This is a genomic window from Enterococcus sp. AZ040 (assembly GCF_050499185.1).
GTDB lineage: Bacteria > Bacillota > Bacilli > Lactobacillales > Enterococcaceae > Enterococcus_D > Enterococcus_D entomosocium.
In genome coordinates this window covers 966,325-986,611 of the sequence record NZ_JBMHEW010000001.1, presented here as the reverse complement: position 1 = coordinate 986,611, position 20,287 = coordinate 966,325, and the positions used below count along the sequence as shown (strand labels likewise).

The following is a 20,287-nucleotide window of genomic DNA, read 5'->3' as shown; positions in this document are numbered from 1 at the left end:
TCTTGGACGATTTAGGATATTCAGTAGAAAGCTGGCTTTCTCTATAAAAAGGGATGTTCTTTAGATGTTCTATTTGATGTACTTTGAAGGAGTTCATTTAAAGAGGACACTGTGAACATAAAAAAACCATGACCTGAAAGAAGGCAATCTGAGGAGCTGCAGCTGCTAGAATCAGGAGGTACAGCTTCTCGATTTGGTGTCTTTTCAGGTCATGTTTTTTTTAATTGTACCCTAAGAGAAGGTTCGGTTCTTAGTTCCTATCAGCGTTAAACGATTATTTGCGTTTTTTCTTTTTCTTCTTTTGTTTTTTGACCATACGATTCATGGCCATTTTTCCAAGTTTCCCTTTGACACCGCCGCCAAACATTTGATCCATGCCAGGAATGTTCATATTCCCTTTGCTCATTTGCTGCATCATTTTGCGGGATTCTTTAAATTGTTTGATCATGCGGTTGACTTCGACGACACTGTTGCCAGAACCGGCGGCAATCCGGCGACGACGGCTTGGATTTAACAAATCAGGATTTTCACGTTCTGCTGGTGTCATGGAATAAACCATGGCTTTTTGACGGGCAATTTGTTTTGGATCAACTTTGACGTTCTCGATGCCAGGCATTTGGCTCATTCCCGGAATCATTTTCAAAAGATCTTCAATTGGGCCCATGCCCATGACTTGATCGATCTGTTCAACAAAGTCATTGAAGTCGAAGGAGTTTTCCTTCATTTTTTGAGCAAGTTCTTCTGCTTTTTTCTCGTCGTAATCTTGCTGTGCTTTTTCGATCAAAGTCAGCATATCACCCATACCGAGAATCCGACTAGACATCCGATCTGGATGGAATACTTCAAGGTCGGTTAATTTTTCACCGGTACCAGTGAACTTGATTGGAGCGCCAGTAACTTGACGAATTGACAATGCCGCACCGCCACGAGTATCGCCATCTAGTTTGGTGATGACTACCCCTGTGATCCCCAGTTGTTGATTGAAGCTTTCCGCCACGTTGACAGCATCTTGTCCTGTCATCGCATCCACTACCAGTAAAATTTCATTTGGCTGTGCCAAGTCCTTGATTTGTTTTAGCTCTTCCATCAAGTTTTCATCGATATGCAAACGACCTGCTGTATCGATCAAGACATAGTCATTTTTCTTTTCCCGCGCCAAAGCCAATCCTTGGCGTACGATTTCAACTGGACTGACATCAGTTCCCATATCGAAAACAGGTACATTCAATTGCTGACCTAATACTTTCAATTGGTCGATCGCGGCTGGACGGTACACGTCACCGGCAATCATTAATGGACGTGCGTTTTCGGTTTTGATCAAGTGATTGGCTAATTTCCCAGCAAAGGTGGTTTTCCCTGCCCCTTGCAGACCAGCCATCATGATAATCGTTGGGATCTTTGGTGATTTTTCAATCCCAACTGTTTCTGATCCTAACGTTTTGGTTAATTCTTCGTCAACGATTTTAACGATCTGTTGCGCTGGAGATAAGCTTTCTAATACTTCTACCCCAACTGCCCGTTCACGGACATTTTTGGTAAACTCTTTCACAACTTGCAGATTGACGTCGGCTTCTAATAAAGCTAGACGAATCTCACGCATCATTTCTTTTACATCTGCTTCAGATACTTTTCCTTTTCTGCGCAGTTTGCTCATTGCCTGCTGGAGGCGTTCAGTTAAACTTTCAAATGCCATTTTTTTTCATTCCTTTATTCTTCAATTTCTTGGAGCTGTTGAATAAACCCCTGTAAGGTTTCGTCTTTTGGATAGTGAGTTTTCGTATACTCGCTTAGCTGATCCAGCAAGTCTTCCCGCATGATATAGTCCGAAAACATATGTAGTTTTTTTTCATAGTCTTCTAAAATACGTTCGGTGCGTTTGATGTTGTCATAGACTGCTTGACGGCTTACTTGATACTCTTCAGCGATTTCTCCTAGAGAAAAATCATCTGCGTAATACAATTCCATGTAATTCATCTGTTTTTCTGTCAATAACGTGGAATAAAACTCAAACAACGCATTCATGCGATTGGTCTTTTCAATTTCCATTTGCTTCCTCCTGTTTTGCAAGCCATTCGACATCGGACAAAACAGTCATGCCTTGTTGCCGAAAATACGCACAAGCGACACCGATCCCTGTTCTTTTGATTCCAGTAAAATTGCCATCATAAATCATCTGACTGCCACAAGAGGGACTTTTCTCTTTTAGGATCAGTTGAGTGATGCCTTGCTCTTGTAATTTTTGATAAGCAATTTTCGCGCCGGTAGTAAACTGTTCGGTCACGTCTTCCCCTGAGATGGTGACGACCTTCGCTCGTTGCGCCCAAACGTCCACCCCATCGCCACCAACGATTTCGGCCGGTTCCCGTGGGATCGGCAAGCCGCCAAGAACTTCTGGACAAACCATCATTGCTTGACCTGCTCTTACCAGTTCGATCAATGGTGGCACTGCTTGGTGTTTTCCATCATAACGGCAAAGTACACCGCCTAGACACGCACTGATTCCGATCATATAGCACCCTCAGCTTTCCTATGAAATCGTCCTTTATTATAGCATTTATTTAGTGGTTGCAATAGTACCAATTGTCTATTCATGCTAAAATAGGACTTGTTCGTTGAAATTTAATCGTTTCTTGAAAAAAAGAAGCTAAAGGAGTTTGCCATGAAAAAAATACTCGTTGTCGATGATGAACCTTCCATCGTCACACTTTTAACCTTTAATCTAGAAAAAGAGGGCTATCAAGTCGTTTCCGCCTCAGATGGTCAAAAAGCCTACGAATTAGCCTTGTCTAAGCCTTTTGACTTTATCATCTTAGATGTCATGCTGCCGAATATGGACGGCATCGAGATCACGAAGAAATTGCGTCAAGAAAAAATCGAGACCCCGATCCTCGTCTTGACCGCAAAAGATGATCCAATCGATCGGATCTTAGGCTTAGAGATCGGCGCCGATGACTATTTGACGAAGCCTTTCAGTCCTAGAGAGGTATTAGCTAGAATGAAAGCCATCTTCCGTCGTTTAGAACCCCGTCAACAAACACGAGAAGAAGATCAACCTGCAGAGATTCTGCAAGTCGGTGGGATCCAAGCAGACCTGACGAATTTCCAAGTCAGTGTGAATGGTGAGAAAATCTTCCTAACGCCAAAAGAATTCGAGCTGCTAGTTTACTTTATGAAACGAAAAGGCCGCGTAATCGATCGCGATACCTTGCTCAATCGCATTTGGAACTTCGACTTTGATGGACAAAGTCGAATCGTGGATGTTCACATCAGTCATTTAAGAGAAAAATTGGAAGCTGATCCAAAACGGCCGGAATACTTAGTAACGGTTCGGGGATTCGGGTATAAATTTCAGGAGCCAGTCTAATGAAAAAACGCTATGGCTATGGTTTATGGTCGATCGGTCTATTGCTGATTTTTTTCCTGTGCTGGCAAGTTCTAAGCAGTTTTTACCGTCAGCAAGTCATTGCCCAGCAAGTGGCTTTTCTCCAAGAGAAAGCCACCGTATTTTTGAATCTATCAGATAATCAAACCGCGGCCTTAGAACAGTTTGCGGATACCTATGTTGAAGATAGCAATAGTCGCATCACTTTGTTAGATGACCAAGGTCAGATCATTTTCGATACCTATGATCATACACTGCATGAAAACCGCTCCAATCGTCCAGAAGTCCAAGCCGTTTTGCGCGGAAGCTCCGTCGGTCAATCGCTGCGGGAAAGCGACACCTTGCATGAAGAATTGCTTTACGTGGCGATTCCTGTCAAAGAGGATGGAAACTTGACTCAAATCTTGCGAATCGCCGAACCGACCGCGGCTTTTTTTGCAAAAAATGAAGGAATCAAGCAGTCGATCTTGATTGTCTATCTTGTTTTTTGCTTTTTGATCAGCCTATTGATTTTCCATACCTTGCGCCAGCGAAATCGGCCGATCCAAACGATTCTGCCCGTCGTAAAAAAAATGATCACCTCGCCCGATCAACAAGCAATCATTATGCAAGAAACCCCTGAACATGATGAGTTGTATCAACTGATTAATCAGCTGAGCGAGCAAATGAGCCAGACCTATCGTGCCTATGCGGCTTCTGAACAGCAACTGTACGGCTTGCTCAGTGAACTGATGATCGGTGTCTTTATCATCAATGAAGAAAATCAACTGCTGCTGTTGAATCCGACGATGCAAGAACAGCTAGGGATGGAAACCGCACCGATCTTACCGCAACCTTTTACTGAAGTGATCCATGACACACAATTGATCCAGTTGATCTATCAATTTAACGACGAGACCCCTATTTTCCATGCGGAAACCACCCTTAGTGGGGAACGTTCAAAAGTCTTAGATGTTACCTTGCGAAGCTTCCAAGAAAACCAGTTGATTGGTATTTCTTATGACTTGACACGCATCCGACAATTAGAAAAGATGCAAAAAGATTTTGTCGGCAATGTTTCCCATGAATTAAAAACGCCGGTAACTTCCTTGATTGGGTTTACTGAAACACTGCTGGATGGCGCCAAAGAAGACCCTGAAACGTTGCAGACCTTCTTAGAGATCATTCAAAAAGATGCTTATCGCTTGAAAAATCTAATACAAGATATCATCCAATTGTCTCAAGACAGTGATTCTTTCCAGTATGTCGACCAACCGATCAACTTTTCTGAGCTGCTGCAACAAGTCGTTCAAACCTATGGTCCCGCAGCTGTTAAGAAGCAATTGACCTTTCAATTTGAAGGACCCGAACAATTCATTTTATCTACCAAAAAAGAGCTGCTGCAGCCCATCGTAAAAAATCTAGTTGAAAATGCGGTCACCTATTCAAAACCTGGTGGTGTCATCACATTATCCTATTCCGAGCAAGATGACCAGCTGCTTTTTCAAGTGCAGGATCAAGGCATCGGCATCGATGAAGAAGATCAAGAACGGATTTTTGAGCGGTTTTATCGGGTGGACAAAGCCCGTGCTCGCAATTCTGGCGGCACTGGACTTGGGCTGGCTATCGTCAAAGACTATACCAAATTATTAGGCGGCAGCATCAAGGTTGACAGTTTCCCTAAAATTGGTTCTACCTTTACGGTGACTTTGCCGCTTCATGAAAAAAGATGATTATTGATAAAAAACAGCCGATAACAGGTGAATAAAGGTTATCGGCTGTTTTTGTAATCATTTTTAGTTGGTATTCCCCACTAGATGAAGTGCCATCCGATAGTATCTTCTTGATTGTTTAAATAAAAAAAGAAGGAGATTCCTCCTTCTTCGTCCATTCATTTCACTATTCAACATTCGTTACTTCGCCGTCTACACTGCGTTCTACTTTCATATCAGTGATTGGCAAGTATCCTAATTCGATAACGATTCCTTGTTGGACATCGTCTGTCATGATGTAATCAAGAAAGGCTTTGACGTTAGCATCTGGTTCACCATTCGTGTACATATGCTCGTAAGACCAGATTGGCCATTTGTTATCTGCAATATTTTCAGGGGTCGCTTCTACCCCATCAAGAGATAGCGCTTGGATTGAATCATCTAAATAAGATAAAGCAAGGTAGCTGATTGCTCCGGGTGTTTCAGCAACGATTTTACGGACTGTTCCAGAAGAATCTTGTTCTTGTGTTTGGATCGTCTCTGCACCATCTAAGCCCCATTTTTCAAAGGTCGCTCTCGTACCGCTGCCTGATGCGCGGTTGATTACAGAGATTTCTTGATCTGCTCCACCTAGTTCAGACCAATTCTTCACTTTGCCTGTAAAGATATCGATTAAATCTTGTTGGCTAAGATCCGTAACGCCTGCGTCTTTATTCACTACTGGTGCCATACCAACTACAGCTACTTTATGGTCAACTAATTTGCTGGCATCCACACCATCTTTTTCATCCGCAAAAACATCGGAATTACCGATCGTCACAGCGCCTGCTTCTACTTGACTTAAGCCAGTTCCGCTACCGCCACCTTGAACAGTAATTGTATAATTGGGATTGTCTGCTGAGAAGCTTTCACCTGCTGCTTCAACCAAGGGTTGCAATGCAGTTGAGCCTACCGCTAAAATTTCTACATTTTCATTTGATGCGGCACCTGATGAAGATCCGCCTGATGCTTGACTGCTCTCAGTGCTTGCGCCACCGCTCCCACAGCCAGCTAATAATAAACCAGTTGCAAAAAATAAAAGTCCCAATTTTTTCATTTAGTAAATCTCCTTTCGTTATATGCTTAGTTTAGCAAGGCGGTGTAAACCCTTGATGGATTTCATGTAAAGAATCGATAAAGCGATGTAAATCTTTTGTAAAGTTCGTCGATTGCCTATAAAAGCCCCCACTGAATCCATCAGAGGGGGCTTACTTTATCTAAAAACGAAAGAAACGTTTGTAGAATCAATTGCTTTGCATATAGCGTGTCAAGCGATCCATCGCTTCCACCAAGTTTTCCATACTTGCCGCATAGCTTAAACGAACATAGCCTTCTGCTTCGGGACCAAAGGCGATACCCGGGATGATTGCTAATTGATTCTTTTCGGCTAAGTCGACACAAAAAGCCATGGAATCTTGGTTGAAACCAGCTGGTATTTTGGCAAAAATATAGAATGCACCTGATGGCTTCGCCATGTCAAAACCAAGGGCAGTCATCTTTTCAAACAAGTAATCTCGGCGTTCACGGTAATCGGCTTTCATGACTTCTGCATCATTGATGCCTTCGATCAATGCCCGCACTGCGGCTTTTTGAGAAATCGTTGATGCCGCAGTCACTAAGTATTGGTGGACCTTAATGATCTGAGCAGTCAACGCTTCTGGTGCAAAAATGAAGCCGACGCGCCACCCAGTCATCGCGTGAGATTTCGACAAGCCATTGATCACGATCGTTTGATCCCGCAAGTATTCAGCAATGGACACATGGGTTTCATCATAAGTCAACTCACTATAAATTTCATCGCTAATAACAAAAACGGGGTATTTTTCTAAAACCTCCGCCAATGCTTTGACTTGTTCTCGGGTATAAACGACCCCTGTTGGATTGCTAGGATAATTCAAAATGACTGCCTTGACTTGCTCCCCATGCTCTTTTAAGGCTGCTTCCAAAACTTCTGGCGCTAAAACAAAGTCATTGTCCGTCGTATCAAGATAGATCGGTTGGGCATGGGCTAAATGGATGACTGGTTCATAGCCTGGATAAATTGGTGCCGGTAGGAGAACTTTATCGCCAGGTTCCAACGTGGCTAATAAAGAAGCTGAGATTGCTTCCGTTGCACCGATCGTCACTAATACTTCTGATTGAAAGTCGTAATCAAGCTGATATTTATTTTTCAAAAAGAGGCTGGCTGCTTGCCGAACATCTGCTAAGCCGGCCATTCCAGAATAGTGGCTAAAATTTTGTTCGATTGCTTGGACACCCGATTTTTTCACGTGCTCTGGTGTGTTAAAATCCGGCTCGCCTAACGTTAACTTTAAAATATCAGGAATTGAAGAAACCCGTTCATCAAATTTACGAATCAATGAAACAGCTATATTGTACACTTCGTGATTGAAGCGTTGGCTTACGTCTGCCATAGTATCACTCCTTTGAATTAAGCAAATTCATTCGCTATTGTTGTTAATCCTAACACAAAAAGGCGACAATTTTAAGCAACGGATGAAATTAATCTAATAACCACAATTCCGTTTGCTTATTTACAAACAAAAAAATTTTATGTTAGTATATAATCAAACAAAAAAAGGAGAACCCAAAATGAAACCTTATCAAGAGTTTACCATTTCTGATTATCAGCAAGGATATGTCGAAACAACAACGGATTATTGTTGCGTATTTTGTCAGGAGACCTTCGACAAAGAAGAAATCTATCCCGTTGACGGCGCCTTTTTTACGGCAAAAAAACGAATGATACAACATATCACTGAGCATCACGGAACCGTTTTATCCGCATTATTGGCTTTACCCAAAGAACAAACAGGCTTATCAGAAAGCCAGCAGGAGATTTTACAACTGTTTGCCCAAGATGTTAGCGATACTGTGATTGCCCAGCGCTTAGGTATCTCTTCTTCGACTGTCAGGAATCATCGCTTTAAGCTAAAAGAAAAGCAGCGACAAGCGACTGTTTTTCTAAGTATCATGTCCTTGTTGCAAGAAACCCCGTTGCTGCCGCCTCACAAAGGGGCGACGATGCTTGATGATCGCTATGCCATTACGGCTAGTGAAAGAGAAAAGATCATTGCTACTTATTTTGATGAAGCGGGGTTTATCAAACAGTTTCCGAGCAAAGAAAAGCGCAAGATCGTTGTCTTAAGTGTGCTGGCACAAAAATTTGATCCGAAGAAAAATTATTCAGAAGCTGCCGTAAACGATGTATTAAAACAAGCGATCACCGATTATGTCACTGTCCGACGATATTTGATCGAGTATGGATTTATGCAACGGACGAAAGACGGGAAAACTTACTGGCTGACTTAAAACCCAGTCTGTAGTTGGATGGAATTTTTGTTGGTTGGATGGACAGTATCTTTCACAGTTTTGATAAGTTAACAAGCTCCAGTTTTTTACAAAAAAAGACAAAGTACGAAAACACCCGTACTTTGTCTACTGTCTGAAACGCTGGGACAAGTTCCAGCGTTTATTTTTCTTTTAGAAAGATTTTTTTGATGATCAATTTATCAAATAATTGCGTTTGATTGTCTTGTTCCCCAATGACTTCAGCAGTCACTGATTTGCCGTCTTGTTTTTTGCGCAACTGATAAACAATCTTGCCTGTTTCTTTCAATTCGTTCACCATGTCGACGACACCGCCAAAACCTGTTTTACGAGTGATGAAGCCTAACGCCACCATCCGCTCATCTAAATTTTTTGCCGAGATGCTGGCACCGGTGATCAGTGCTTGCCGCATGATTTGTAAGAATTCTTCTAGCCCTGCCACTGGCGGCTGTTCAGGCTCTTCTTCCATCAGCGGTCGCTGACGCAAATAATCTAATTCCTGCAATAACGTTTCGTACTGCTCTTGTGTCAACATGACCCCCGCCACTTTTTCACGATTGAATACATATACTGCTGTTCCTGCTTCTCGCGCTTGATTAAATACATCCATCGGAGATTTTTTTACTTCAGTAATTGAAGTAGTGGGAACATCCAACTTCTTCAGTTCCATAATCAACGTCCTCCTTGTCTCAACGAACACATTATAGCATAAATCCAGAAGCAGATTATAGAGGTATTTCACTGCTCCTAGGAAAAGAAACAAAAAAGCGGCTAATCGCCGCTTTTTTCGATTGATAAGGTCATTGCATTGATGGCAACGATGATCGTACTCATAGACATCAAGACAGCTCCGACTGCTGGGTTCAAAATGATCCCGATTGGTGCGAGCACGCCAGCTGCCAAAGGAATAGCAAAAATATTGTATCCTGCGCCCCACCAGAGATTTTGAATCATCTTGCGCCTTGTTTTTTTCGCCAAAGTCAAGAAGTGCAAGATGTCTTGAGGTTCGCTATTCGTCAAAACGACATCGGCTGAATCGATCGCTACATCGGTTCCAGCTCCGATCGCAATCCCGATCGTCGCTCTTGCAAGACTTGGGGCGTCATTGATCCCATCGCCTACCATTACGACGCGCTTGCCCTCTTTGACATAGTCACTGACTAGACGTTCTTTATCGTCTGGTAACATTGCCGCATGGAAGGCTTCGATTCCTAGGTAATCGGCTACGGCTTGCGCCGCTTCTTGGTTGTCCCCAGTAGCCATAACTGGCGTGATGCCTAAGTCTTTCACTTTTTGAATAAATTGACTCGCTTCTGGTTTCACCTTATCCCCTAATGCGACGATTCCTTCCACTTTGCCGTCATGAACCAAATAGCTAATGGTATTGCCCTGCTCTTGATAATTTTTCAAGGATTTCCCTTGATACTGGATGGTTAATTGCTCCAATCCTTTTTGATTGACGATCAACCACTTTTGTCCATCGATTACGCCTTCCAGGCCAATACCCGTCCTTGTTTGAACATCAGTCGCCTTTTTGGCTGTGATGTTTTCCTTTTCTGCTTGGGCTAAAATGCCTTCTGCGATCGGATGATTGGCGGTTTTCTCAAGACCTGCTAGGTAAGCTAGTACTTCTGATGCAGAAAGGCTGCCTGTCGCCTCGATGCCAGTTACGGTAAACGTTCCTTCTGTTAACGTACCGGTCTTATCGAGGATCAGATAATCAACATGATGCGCATTCTCCAGTGCGTTGCGATTTTTTAAGAGCAAGCCGTTTTTGGCAGCGATCGATGTTGAACGAGCCACGACGAGGGGAATCGCTAGGCCTAACGCATGGGGACAGGCAATGACGAATACCGTGACCATTCGATCAAGAGCAGTCGGTAGGTCAGCAACAAACAGCCATACAGCAAAGGCCAAAACACCAGCAACTAAGGCGATATAGAACAACCATTTCGCCACTTTGTCCGAAAGTGCTTCTAAGCGGGATTTATCAGCTTGGGCTTTTCGTACCATTTCCATGACTTTTGCCAAATAGCTGTCTTCGCCAGTCCCTGTGACTTCCATCGTAATGGTACCATTGCCGTTGACAGATCCTCCAATGACAGTACTGCCGATGGTTTTAGGTACCCGTCTGGATTCACCGGTAACTGCCGACTCATCGATCGTTGTTTCCCCTTCAAGAATCGTTCCGTCTGTAGGAATCTTATCTCCTGAGCGAACGATCAGCTGTGTTTTGTTGGTCACTTCTTCTAATGGAATCTGTTCTTCTGATCCATCTGCATTTTTCCGAATCACTTCTTTTGGCAACAGTTCTGCTAATTTCTGTAATGCATTGCCGGCATTAGAAACGGCATTCATCTCGATCCAATGCCCCAACAACATGATCACGATCAGAGTCGCTAGTTCCCAGAAGAAATCCATTACATGAGGAACAGCAAGAAAATGATTAGCGATAAACGCGTAAAGACTATAAAAATAAGAAACCGTGATCCCCATAGCAATCAAAGTCATCATGGCTGGGCTTTTTTGTTTCAATTCCATTTTTGCACCACTTAAAAACGGCTGCCCCCCATAGAAAAACAGGATCGTTCCTAAAATCAATACAACCCAATCTGAGCCGGGAAACGTGAACTGAAAGGGCAATTCGATACCCATCATTGGTGATAAAATGACGATTGGAATCGCCAAAACCAAGGATAGCCAAAACTTTTGCTTAAAATTTCCCATATGCATACTATGATCCATACCAGACATCTCATGATCCATATGACTGTGATCCATGCCAGACATCTCATGATCCATGTGGCTGTGATCCATGCCAGACATCTCATGATCCATGTGGCTATGGTCCATACTGGAAACCTCATGATCCATGTGAGCATGGTTACTATCGGCGCTTTCATGCTCCTGCAGTTTTGATGTCGCCCCTTGATGATCCACCCCATTCATCTCATGGCTTCGGGGCTCAGGGACTTCCTCCGCCTGTGGGTGTGTGAGTCCTTCTTGCCCTTTATTATCCTGCTCATTCCTAGGTTCATGCCTATGATGGCTTGACGTCTGACGATTGTCTGCAGGTGACGTTTTTTTCTGATTCATCCTAGTATTCCCCTTCCTATTTCACTGAATATCCGTACAGTCTTGCGCCTTCATACAAAAGCTTCAAGCGGCTGGACTTTCTAGATTTTTCTCCTTATCACTTTAGCGTTTGCATCGCTTATTCAAAAACACCTTGATAACCAGCTTCAGTTATTGCACTGATTAAGGCTGTTTCTGTCACTTGCGACTCGTCAAATTTGACCGTCCCACGAGCTTTTTTCAAGTCGACTTTAGCTTTTTTCACACCCGGTACTTCATTTAAGGCTTTTTCAACTTTTGCGGCACAATGGGCGCAATTCATTCCGCTGATTTGCATATTTTTTTTCATTACTATTCCTCATTTCTTTTAACAGTTTGTTGGCTACTTATTTTGTTGCATGGGTTTTGCATTGGCACTGACCAGGAATACAATTACACGAAATCGCTGCTACTGGCACTTTTTGGTCGACTGCTGCTTGGAGCATCGCCAAATCTTCTGCCGTCAATGCTGCTTCTTGGATCATTTCTGCTAATGTTTGTCCGACTTTTTTGGCACAAATATGAGAAAAAAGATTCTCAACTGCACTGCGAACAGTGGCTTCTTCTGAAACAAGTGGCGAGTAAACAAACTTTTTCCCTTGGCTTTCTGTTTTCAATACGCCTTTTTTAACAAGTCGTCCTAAAAGCGTTTTGACTGTCGCTGCTTTCCAATTTTTATTTTCGCTTAACAAAGCGGTGATCTCTTTCGCATCGGATTGGCCCAATGTCCAAATCACACGCATGACTTCCCATTCAGAATCGCTGATTTTGATTGGTTCGACCACTGATTGCATTTGTCCACTTCCTTTCATAACTGATTCACATTTTTAAGTTTACATCTGTAATCGTATTTTGTCAAAAAAAAGCATCGCCAAACTTTCTGCATTTTGGCAATGCTTTTTTCTATTTCGTTAAAAATGGTTTGGTTCCAACGTTTAAAAGTGGACCTGATACGTCGTCACAGAGTGGAAGGGTTCTTCTGGGCGCAGCACGATCTCACCAAAGTGGGTGAATTTCTCAGAGCCAGGAACACCTTGTGTTTCGATCGCCATCCCGCCATGTTTGGCAAAAGGACCGGTCTTCATTGGGGCCCCAGCTTCTCCCTCACCTGTTGTGTAAATAACAACAGCAGGACGGTCAGTAGTAACAGTCAGCTGCACTTTTTGATCGGGACTGGTTACTTTCAGATCCCACTCTTGCTCATGATCCAATAAGAATGGATCATCCAACATGGTCGTTCCCATTGGGCGTTCTTGTCTAAAATCAAACTTTGTGCCTGCGACAGGCGTTTTTTCACCGGTGGTCGTCACGTCATCGTTCGTTTCAGCCACATGTTCGGCATTGATTTGAACCAAGTGGTCATCGATCGGCTGTTGGGTATCACCTGTCAAATTGAAATAACCGTGGTTCGTTGGGTTAAATAAAGTCGCTTTGTCTGTGTTAGCGTCATATGCAAGCAATAGTTCATTGACATTAGTCAACGTATAGGTGACTTGATAACGAACATTTCCTGGAAAGCCGCCGTCGCCATCTTGTCGTGAGGTAGTAAAAATCACGCCGGCTCTGTCTGCTTCCTCAAAAGTTTCAGCGATCCAGATATCCGTGTCAAGCCCCTTTGAACCACCATGAAGCGTATTGCCGCCATCATTGTCCTCCGTTTGGTATTCTTGCCCCTCAACCTCAAAGCGGGTACCTGCGATCCTTCCCGCTACTGGACCGATCGTTGCACCATAATAGCGTGCTTGGCGATGTCCTTCGATCGTATCATAACCGACCACAATGTCGCGGCCTTCTTCTACTGGAACGACCCAATCCAATAAGCGTGCGCCTTCGGGACTCAGCCTTACGATGGTACCGCTATCATTGGAAAGCTCATAAATCGTTCCCATTTTTTCTGAGGTCGTTTGTTTCACATTTGGCATTCGTTCATATCCTTCTTTCTTTGTTTAGTCTGCTACTCTTTTTAAGTATAGCCGTTAAGGGCTAGATCCGTCAATTCAAGACGGACGGATTCAGTAGTCATTCATTTTATGCCGGGCCGTCTTCACACAAATAAAAAGCGGCAAGAATGCCCAACTGGTTGATTGAATCATGGTCAGCTGATCGTGAGAGAAAGTACTAGGAGAAGCGCTGGCTGCTCCTGTCTTTTCTTCAATAATCAATCACATTCGCTTCGCCTGTTGGGCTCCTATGCCGCAATTGTATCGTTTATTTTTTGTGTTTTGCTTGGTAATGTTTTCTCTTTCGTCGCTTTTCTTTGATTTGAGAAGCACTGGAAGCCAAATCCTCGCTTTCCTCTTCTTGCTTGTCTTGTCTTTTTTCCGCACGTGCCATGAGGACTTTTTGCCTGAATCGACGGTTTCCAAGGAATTTCAGTGCGCACATCAATGGTTGACGATTTTCTCCAACCAAACCAATCAATTCGATAAACAATTCAATGCCGAAGCCTGTACTGATGATCAGTAAAATGATTGCTGTGTTGCTGGCATAATTCATCAATAATGCAATAAATGAAAATACCATTGCCAAGGCATAGATCGTCAAAACTGTTCCTCGATGGGTAAACCCTAAGGAAAGTAAGCGGTGATGCAAGTGCATTTTATCCGCTGATGAGATCTTTTGCTTATTGAATTTTCTACGAATCATGGCATAGACGGTATCAGTGATCGGTACCCCTAAAATCAACATCGGGGTGATCACTGTAATGAAGGTCGCATTTTTTAACCCTTGCAACGATAAGACGGAGATCATAAAACCTAGAAAAAGTGCCCCAGTATCCCCTAAAAAAATCGTAGCTGGATAAAAATTGTAAGGAAAAAAACCAACGATTGCGGCAATTAATGTAAAGATCACCATTGGTACTTCAACTGAATTTGGTAAAAAGAAATAACTGATGATCCCAATGGTCGTCAGACTGATAATGGAGACCCCACTCGCTAGACCGTCCAAACCATCAATCAAGTTGACCGCATTTGTGATCGCCAAAATCCACAAGATCGTCATAGGCAATCCAAGCCAGCCCAAATCAAAAACCCCGAGATAAGGGATCGAAACCGTACTGATTTTGATGCCGGCAACAAAATAGATCTCCAAAGCCGCTAACGTCAAGCCTAGCGTTTTTTGCATAGGGGTCAACTCGAAGATATCATCCAATAATCCAGTAACTACGACGATAGCTGCCCCTAAAAGCATCGGCCAGACGTAGTCAAAGGGAATCATTGCGCGAAATTCCCAAAGCAATGCAAAAGAGAAGGAGAGGAAGATGCTTAATCCCCCTGCGGTCGGCATTGTTTTGGTATTGATTCGGCGATCTCCTGGTCGATCGACTGCGCCGATCTTAAAAGAGATCAATTTAATGATCGGTGTTAGGATTAAAGACACGATCATTGTTATAAATAAGCGCATTACAAATTTGAATGCAAAATCCATCGTTTATTCTCGCTTTCCGTTATTTCTCTTTATTGGTAAATGTATCTTCGATTTTCGAAGAAATCCGCTGAACAGGATCTGTTCGTTCTTTGATCTCTTGTCCTGATACATACTCTTCTACCACTGCGTTGATGATTCCACCCAAGATAATAATCGTCGCAGCAAGATTCAACCAGATCATTAAAACAATAAAACTTCCAATAATTTGATAGCCAATGATTTTAGCAGCAAAGTAACGGGCGTATAAGCCAAACACTTGTGACAGCAACATCCAGCCAATCGTTGCAAAGATCGCCCCCGGCAAAGTCGAACGCAACTTGACCTTTGCATTAGGCACTAACCAATAGATCAGCATCATGATAAACAGCAAAGCAACGATCGTGACTGGCCATTTGACTGTTTGGAACGTATCGATCAGATTGTCTTGAAACTTAAAAATCGGCTGCAAAAAATCAAGAATGATTTTTCCAAGCCCAAATACCATCGTAACACCAACGATCGCAATCATAAAGAGCAGGATGATCACAAATGATACTGCGCGCACCACGATAAAATTGGAACGCTGGTCCACACCGAAGGCTTTGTTCATCGCAATTTGCAAGGCATTGATACTTTGACTCGCAGACCACAACGCAGCCAAGGCGGAGATCGATAACAGTCCGCCAGAGCTTGTGGTGAGGAGGTTTTCGATCGCTGGGCCGATAAAATCATAGATTTGATTCGGGATCAATTCCTGTACATAAGATAAAACCGTGTTCGGATCAATTGATAAATAAGGCAAAAGATTCCCCAGCGCAATCATTAACGGGAAAAGTGAAAGCAATAAATAGTAGGCCACGACGACCGAAGTGGTCCCCATTTCTGAATCAGTTATTCTATTTTGCGTCGTTTCGATGAAACGCATCAGCTTTTGATTGCTTTTTACTTTATCAACGATTTTCATGTTTCTTCCTCCGCCAGCGAATCATCTGCCTTTTTTTCTTTGTCATACGTAACAACCAGAAGTCTCCTACTTATAAAATTTAGTAGGTTCCTTCTTCTCCTTGAGAAGTTAAAATTCTCGGACCTTCTTTGGTGATCGCCAAACTATGTTCATATTGGCAGCTTAAGCCACCATCTAGAGTATAGGCGGTCCAGCCATTAGGGTCCATTTTCATTTTCCACGTCCCTGTATTGATCATAGGTTCGATGGTAATGACCATTCCTTCTTTTAAACGTAACCCTTTGCCGGCTTCTCCGTAGTGAGGGATCATCGGACTTTCATGGATCGTTGGGCCAATGCCGTGTCCTACGAAATCACGCACAACCCCGTACCCTTCTTTTTCCGCATAGGTTTGAATGGCATGACCGATGTCACCGATTCGGTTGCCCACTTGCGCTTGTTCGATTCCTAGATACAATGCTTTTTTGGTTACTTCCATTAATCGATCAATCTCAGGCGTCGAGTTCCCTACGACATAACTCCAACAAGAATCAGAAATGGCGCCTTTTAAATCAATACACATGTCGACTTTGATTAGATCGCCGTCTTTCAATGGTTTTTTTCGAGGAAACCCGTGACAAATCTCATCATTGATACTGCAGCAAGTGGCATATTTGTAATCTTCAAAACCAATTTGGGCAGCGATGCCGCCGTGGCTTTCAATATAATCTCTGACAAACACTTCGATATCCCAACTCGTGATACCTGGTTTGATGAAACTGCGTAATTGTTTGTGGACATCTGCTAACAGCGCGCCGGATTCGGCCATGCGGTCAATTTCTCTGGCAGATTTTAATGTAATCATGTTCTCGTCTCCCTTAATTAAATTCCTCTTATTTTACCATAGAAATCCCTTATTTTACAAAATTCACAGACATTGTAAAGAGTTTTTCAAGTTTTGTTTTCAAACTTTCGTGCATTTGCTATAATCTGTAAGAGAGTTTTCCTTGAGAATAGGAATGAGATTGGAGGAAAAAGCCCATGGCTTTAGCAAAAATCGTCTATGCAAGCATGACGGGGAATACGGAAGAAATTGCGGATATCGTTTCTGAAGCCCTTGAAAATCTTGACATGGAAGTAGAAATGAATGAGTGTACCCAAGTGGATGCAGATGACTTTGAAGATGCCGATATCTGTATCGTCGCAACGTATACATATGGAGACGGGGAGCTACCGGATGAGATCGTCGATTTTTATGAAGATTTGCAAGAACTTGATTTAAGCGGCAAAATCTTTGGAGTCTGCGGCTCCGGTGATACTTTTTATGATGACTTTTGTAAATCGGTTGACGACTTTGAAGCCGCCTTTAGCAAAACTGGTGCGACAAAAGGAGCTGACAGCGTCAAAGTTGACTTGGCTGCAGAAGAAGACGATATTCAAAACTTAGAAGCCTTTGCCAAAAAACTAGCAGAAGCATTCGCTGAATAAAACAAGAAAACCTCTGACAAAATCAATTGATTCTGTCAGAGGTTTATTGTTTGCTTAATGATAACTGATATCGATGGGGGTTTCTCTTGCTAAAATATTATCGGTGGTTTCCGTCATCAGCTTAGCAATCTGATCTTCTGTCGGATGAATGATTCCCGAAGACATCAATGCCGCTAAGCCGGTAGCGACGATCCAGACACCGGTGTGCAAAGATTGTAATTTTACATCAGATAGATCTTGATATTTTGGTTCTTTTTTCACTGATTTCACAAAAAGGTCAAATGAAAACTGTTGCATGGAATCCCCACCACCATGCTCTTCTAAGTATAGCGCTCGGTATAATCGTTTTTCTTTATTTGCAAAGCCAATATAATTTAGCGTTAAGTCAACGATGACATCTCCCCGTCTTTCAACTGGAAAAACTTCTGTCGCTAAGTAGTCGTAAATCTGATTGATCAATGCATTTTTTAAGTCATCCATATTTTTAAATTCTAAGTAGATCGGTTGCGTTGAACATTTCATCTTCGCTGCGATATTGCGTGCGGTAAAACGTGTAAATCCTTCGGTTGCGACAACTTCATAGGCAGCTTTTAAAATCTGGTCTCTAGTAATAGTTTTCTTTCTTGCCATAATTTTTTAATCTCCTTAATTCTGCTATACATCGCTTTCAGAAATACCTTTTACTTATTGTATCATGTTTTTTTAAGTTTGCAAAAAAACTTTTATAATTATTGCCCTTAGTGTTTCCAGTTTTTCAATTTGAAGACCACTGTTTTTTTGCTCACTTTTTCGTTTGTTTTCAAAAATACTTAGTGCTATCATGAAGACAGTTATAAATTTAGAATAAATGGAGGAATTTTAATGGTTTTACCAAACTTTAATCAGAACCTTGAAAAATATGCCCAACTGATCACTGAAGTTGGCGTAAATGTCCAAAAAGGGCACACGATCGTCATCCAAATCGCCGTGGACCAAGCACCTTTAGCTCGCCTATTAACGAAAAAAGCGTATGAATTAGGTGCAGACGAAGTAATCGTCCAATGGACCGACGATGAGATCCAAAAAGAATTTCTGACTCATGCGGCCGAAGATCGTTTGTCTACGATTCCTCAGCACAAAATTGATCAAACGGAAGACTGGGTTGAAAAAGGTGCCAGCCGTATCAGTGTCGTTTCCGCGAATCCAGATGCGTTAGCGGGCGTCGACTCAGACCGAGTGGCAACCTTCCAAGCAGCTTCTGGTAAAGCGATGATGAAATTGCGGCAAGCAACACAAGCCAACAAAGTCAGCTGGACTGTGGTTGCGGCGGCTGGTCAAGATTGGGCTCAAAAAGTATTCCCTGATGCTTCCCCTGAAGAAGCACAAGACAAGCTTTGGGATCAAATTTTCAAAACGACGCGTATCTATGAAGAAGATCCTGTCGCAGCTTGGAAAAAACACGATGAAACCTTGCAAGTTAAAGCCGAAGAATTAAACAAAGAACAATTCAGTGCTCTGCACTATACGGCACCTGGTACCGATTTGATCATCGGTTTGCCTAAAAACCACTTGTGGGAAGGTGCTGGCAGTTACAATACCCGCAATGAAAAATTCATGGCGAACATGCCAACAGAAGAAGTCTTTACTGCCCCAGATAATCGTCGCATCGATGGCTATATTTCAAGTACGAAACCATTGAGCTACGCAGGCACCATCATCTCTGGGATGAAGTTCACCTTCAAAGACGGCAAAGTCGTGGACTTTTCTGCGGAACAGGGCGAAGAAGTGTTAGGCAAACTGCTAGCAATCGATGAAGGAGCAAAATCTTTAGGTGAAGTCGCATTAGTTCCTGATCCTTCCCCTATCTCACAATCCGGCATCATCTTCTTCAATACGTTGTTCGATGAAAATGCCTCAAACCACTTGGCTTTAGGATCCGCTTATGCCTTCAGCTTGCAAGGCGGCACTGAGATGAGTGAAGAAGAACTGGCAGCTGCTGGTTTGAACCGCAGCCAAACCCACGTAGATTTCATGGTTGGCTCTGACCAAATGTCCATCGATGGCATCAGAGAAGATGGCACCACGATTCCTGTCTTTCGCAATGGTGACTGGGCTTAATAAAAAAAGGCTGAGGTGGAGTTGCTCCCCTCGGCCTTCTTTTACATAGAATATTGGAAACCGGCGGGTTTTTTCGTAGTAATCAGCCGGATTTTTTGATAAAATCTACTTTGATAGTCTTTGATAAGAGAGGATGGATCCGATGACACCAAATCGTGAAGATTATTTAAAGCTCATCTTGGAGCTTGGTGGTGACCAAAAGAAAATCAATAACAAACAAATCGTGTCAGGTCTGGACGTCTCAGCAGCTTCAGTAAGTGAAATGATTTCAAAATTATTAAAAGAAGGCTTAGTGGAACATTCACCTTATCAAGGGGTACAGTTGACTGAAACTGGTTTAGCTTCTGCAAGTGCTCTGATCCGCAAGCATCGTTTATGGGAAGTCTTTCTTGTGGAGCACCTGCATTACTCATGGAATGAAGTTCATGATGACGCAGAAGTTTTAGAACACGTCACCTCGGAAACACTGGCGAGCCGCTTAGAAGCCTACCTTGATCATCCTCGGTATTGCCCACATGGCGGAATGATCCCCGAACAAGGAGAACTCATTCACGAAGGCGAAAAAAACACCATGAGTTCCTACCCGGTAGGAACCAAGATTCGTATCGCCCGTGTCCTTGATGAACGAGAACTGCTGGATTACCTTGTTTCGATCCAATTGAATATTCATGAAGAATACGAGATCATCGATGCGGCAGCATACGAGGGTCCGATTACGATCAAAAATGACACAAAAGAAATTGCTGTCAGCTACAAAGCCGCCAGCACGATTTTTGTTGATAAACTGTAAGGAGT

The 20,287-nt window shown here is 42.9% G+C and carries 20 protein-coding genes; 6 read left to right on the top strand and 14 right to left on the bottom strand.

Going from position 1 to position 20,287, the window contains the following annotated elements:
- Positions 1-274: 274 nt before the first annotated feature.
- Genes ffh through IGK63_RS04435 form a run of 3 tightly spaced genes read right to left on the bottom strand, consistent with a single transcriptional unit; the run spans position 275 to position 2,509 of the window.
- On the bottom strand, positions 275-1,693 hold the full coding sequence (ffh, locus tag IGK63_RS04445; protein ID WP_016613841.1) for a signal recognition particle protein: 1,419 nt from the start codon (positions 1,691-1,693) through the stop codon (positions 275-277).
- 14 nt (positions 1,694-1,707) lie between these two features.
- Complete coding sequence (locus tag IGK63_RS04440; RefSeq protein ID WP_005228897.1) at positions 1,708-2,046, bottom strand: putative DNA-binding protein; 339 nt, start codon at positions 2,044-2,046, stop codon at positions 1,708-1,710.
- A complete protein-coding gene (locus IGK63_RS04435; RefSeq protein WP_016613840.1) occupies positions 2,036-2,509 on the bottom strand; it encodes a DUF523 domain-containing protein in 474 nt (157 codons plus the stop codon). The genes IGK63_RS04440 and IGK63_RS04435 overlap by 11 nt, the downstream gene beginning before the upstream one ends.
- A 150-nt stretch (positions 2,510-2,659) precedes the next feature.
- On the opposite strand from IGK63_RS04435, the gene IGK63_RS04430 reads away from it, so the two are divergent.
- Both IGK63_RS04430 and pnpS read left to right on the top strand, forming a co-directional pair.
- The gene (locus tag IGK63_RS04430) at positions 2,660-3,364 is read left to right on the top strand and encodes a response regulator transcription factor (RefSeq protein WP_016613839.1); all 705 of its coding nucleotides are present in this window, start codon (positions 2,660-2,662) and stop codon (positions 3,362-3,364) included.
- Complete coding sequence (pnpS, locus tag IGK63_RS04425; protein WP_016613838.1) at positions 3,364-5,094, top strand: two-component system histidine kinase PnpS; 1,731 nt, start codon at positions 3,364-3,366, stop codon at positions 5,092-5,094. Before IGK63_RS04430 ends, pnpS begins: the two co-directional genes overlap by 1 nt.
- Positions 5,095-5,260: 166 nt before the next feature.
- On the opposite strand, the gene IGK63_RS04420 is transcribed toward pnpS, so the two are convergent.
- Positions 5,261-6,169: a phosphate ABC transporter substrate-binding protein PstS family protein gene (locus IGK63_RS04420; protein WP_016608721.1), complete on the bottom strand. Its 909-nt coding sequence runs from the start codon at positions 6,167-6,169 to the stop codon at positions 5,261-5,263.
- Positions 6,170-6,356: 187 nt separating this feature from the next.
- Positions 6,357-7,526, bottom strand: coding sequence for a pyridoxal phosphate-dependent aminotransferase (locus tag IGK63_RS04415; protein ID WP_005237247.1), 1,170 nt, complete (start codon positions 7,524-7,526; stop codon positions 6,357-6,359).
- A gap of 178 nt (positions 7,527-7,704) precedes the next feature.
- Here IGK63_RS04415 and IGK63_RS04410 point away from each other — a divergent pair, with 178 nt between their 5' ends.
- Positions 7,705-8,424 carry a DUF2087 domain-containing protein gene (locus IGK63_RS04410; protein WP_034872475.1) on the top strand — a complete coding sequence of 240 codons (720 nt, stop codon included), beginning with the start codon at positions 7,705-7,707 and terminating at the stop codon, positions 8,422-8,424.
- 160 nt (positions 8,425-8,584) lie between these two features.
- Here the strand turns inward: IGK63_RS04410 and IGK63_RS04405 are convergent, their stop codons facing one another.
- The 8 genes from IGK63_RS04405 to map all read right to left on the bottom strand — a co-directional run bounded on the left by IGK63_RS04405 (position 8,585) and on the right by map (position 16,772).
- Positions 8,585-9,112, bottom strand: coding sequence for a type II toxin-antitoxin system Phd/YefM family antitoxin (locus tag IGK63_RS04405; RefSeq protein ID WP_005237249.1), 528 nt, complete (start codon positions 9,110-9,112; stop codon positions 8,585-8,587).
- A 101-nt stretch (positions 9,113-9,213) separates the two neighbouring features.
- Positions 9,214-11,538 (bottom strand): heavy metal translocating P-type ATPase, encoded by a 2,325-nt coding sequence (locus tag IGK63_RS04400; RefSeq protein ID WP_420657478.1) that lies wholly within the window; start codon positions 11,536-11,538, stop codon positions 9,214-9,216.
- Positions 11,539-11,656: 118 nt separating this feature from the next.
- Positions 11,657-11,866 carry a copper chaperone CopZ gene (gene copZ / locus IGK63_RS04395; RefSeq protein ID WP_005237251.1) on the bottom strand — a complete coding sequence of 70 codons (210 nt, stop codon included), beginning with the start codon at positions 11,864-11,866 and terminating at the stop codon, positions 11,657-11,659.
- 37 nt (positions 11,867-11,903) lie between these two features.
- Entirely contained in the window at positions 11,904-12,350 is a 447-nt protein-coding gene (locus tag IGK63_RS04390; RefSeq protein WP_034872472.1) for a CopY/TcrY family copper transport repressor, read from the bottom strand.
- A 141-nt stretch (positions 12,351-12,491) separates the two neighbouring features.
- Positions 12,492-13,478: an aldose epimerase family protein gene (locus IGK63_RS04385; protein WP_005237253.1), complete on the bottom strand. Its 987-nt coding sequence runs from the start codon at positions 13,476-13,478 to the stop codon at positions 12,492-12,494.
- 286 nt (positions 13,479-13,764) lie between these two features.
- Positions 13,765-14,985, bottom strand: a complete 1,221-nt coding sequence (locus IGK63_RS04380) for a glycosyltransferase family 4 protein (protein WP_016613834.1) — start codon at positions 14,983-14,985, stop codon at positions 13,765-13,767.
- A 19-nt stretch (positions 14,986-15,004) separates the two neighbouring features.
- A complete protein-coding gene (locus IGK63_RS04375; protein ID WP_005237256.1) occupies positions 15,005-15,928 on the bottom strand; it encodes a YihY/virulence factor BrkB family protein in 924 nt (307 codons plus the stop codon).
- A gap of 79 nt (positions 15,929-16,007) precedes the next feature.
- Positions 16,008-16,772, bottom strand: a complete 765-nt coding sequence (map, locus tag IGK63_RS04370; protein WP_005228863.1) for a type I methionyl aminopeptidase — start codon at positions 16,770-16,772, stop codon at positions 16,008-16,010.
- A gap of 176 nt (positions 16,773-16,948) precedes the next feature.
- Here map and IGK63_RS04365 point away from each other — a divergent pair, with 176 nt between their 5' ends.
- A complete protein-coding gene (locus IGK63_RS04365) occupies positions 16,949-17,395 on the top strand; it encodes a flavodoxin (RefSeq protein ID WP_005237258.1) in 447 nt (148 codons plus the stop codon).
- 54 nt (positions 17,396-17,449) lie between these two features.
- Here the strand turns inward: IGK63_RS04365 and IGK63_RS04360 are convergent, their stop codons facing one another.
- A complete protein-coding gene (locus IGK63_RS04360; RefSeq protein ID WP_005228861.1) occupies positions 17,450-18,025 on the bottom strand; it encodes a TetR/AcrR family transcriptional regulator in 576 nt (191 codons plus the stop codon).
- Positions 18,026-18,256: 231 nt separating this feature from the next.
- On the opposite strand from IGK63_RS04360, the gene IGK63_RS04355 reads away from it, so the two are divergent.
- Both IGK63_RS04355 and IGK63_RS04350 read left to right on the top strand, forming a co-directional pair.
- Complete coding sequence (locus tag IGK63_RS04355) at positions 18,257-19,492, top strand: aminopeptidase (protein ID WP_005237260.1); 1,236 nt, start codon at positions 18,257-18,259, stop codon at positions 19,490-19,492.
- Positions 19,493-19,634: 142 nt separating this feature from the next.
- Positions 19,635-20,282, top strand: a complete 648-nt coding sequence (locus IGK63_RS04350; RefSeq protein WP_008377371.1) for a metal-dependent transcriptional regulator — start codon at positions 19,635-19,637, stop codon at positions 20,280-20,282.
- Positions 20,283-20,287 lie beyond the last annotated feature (5 nt).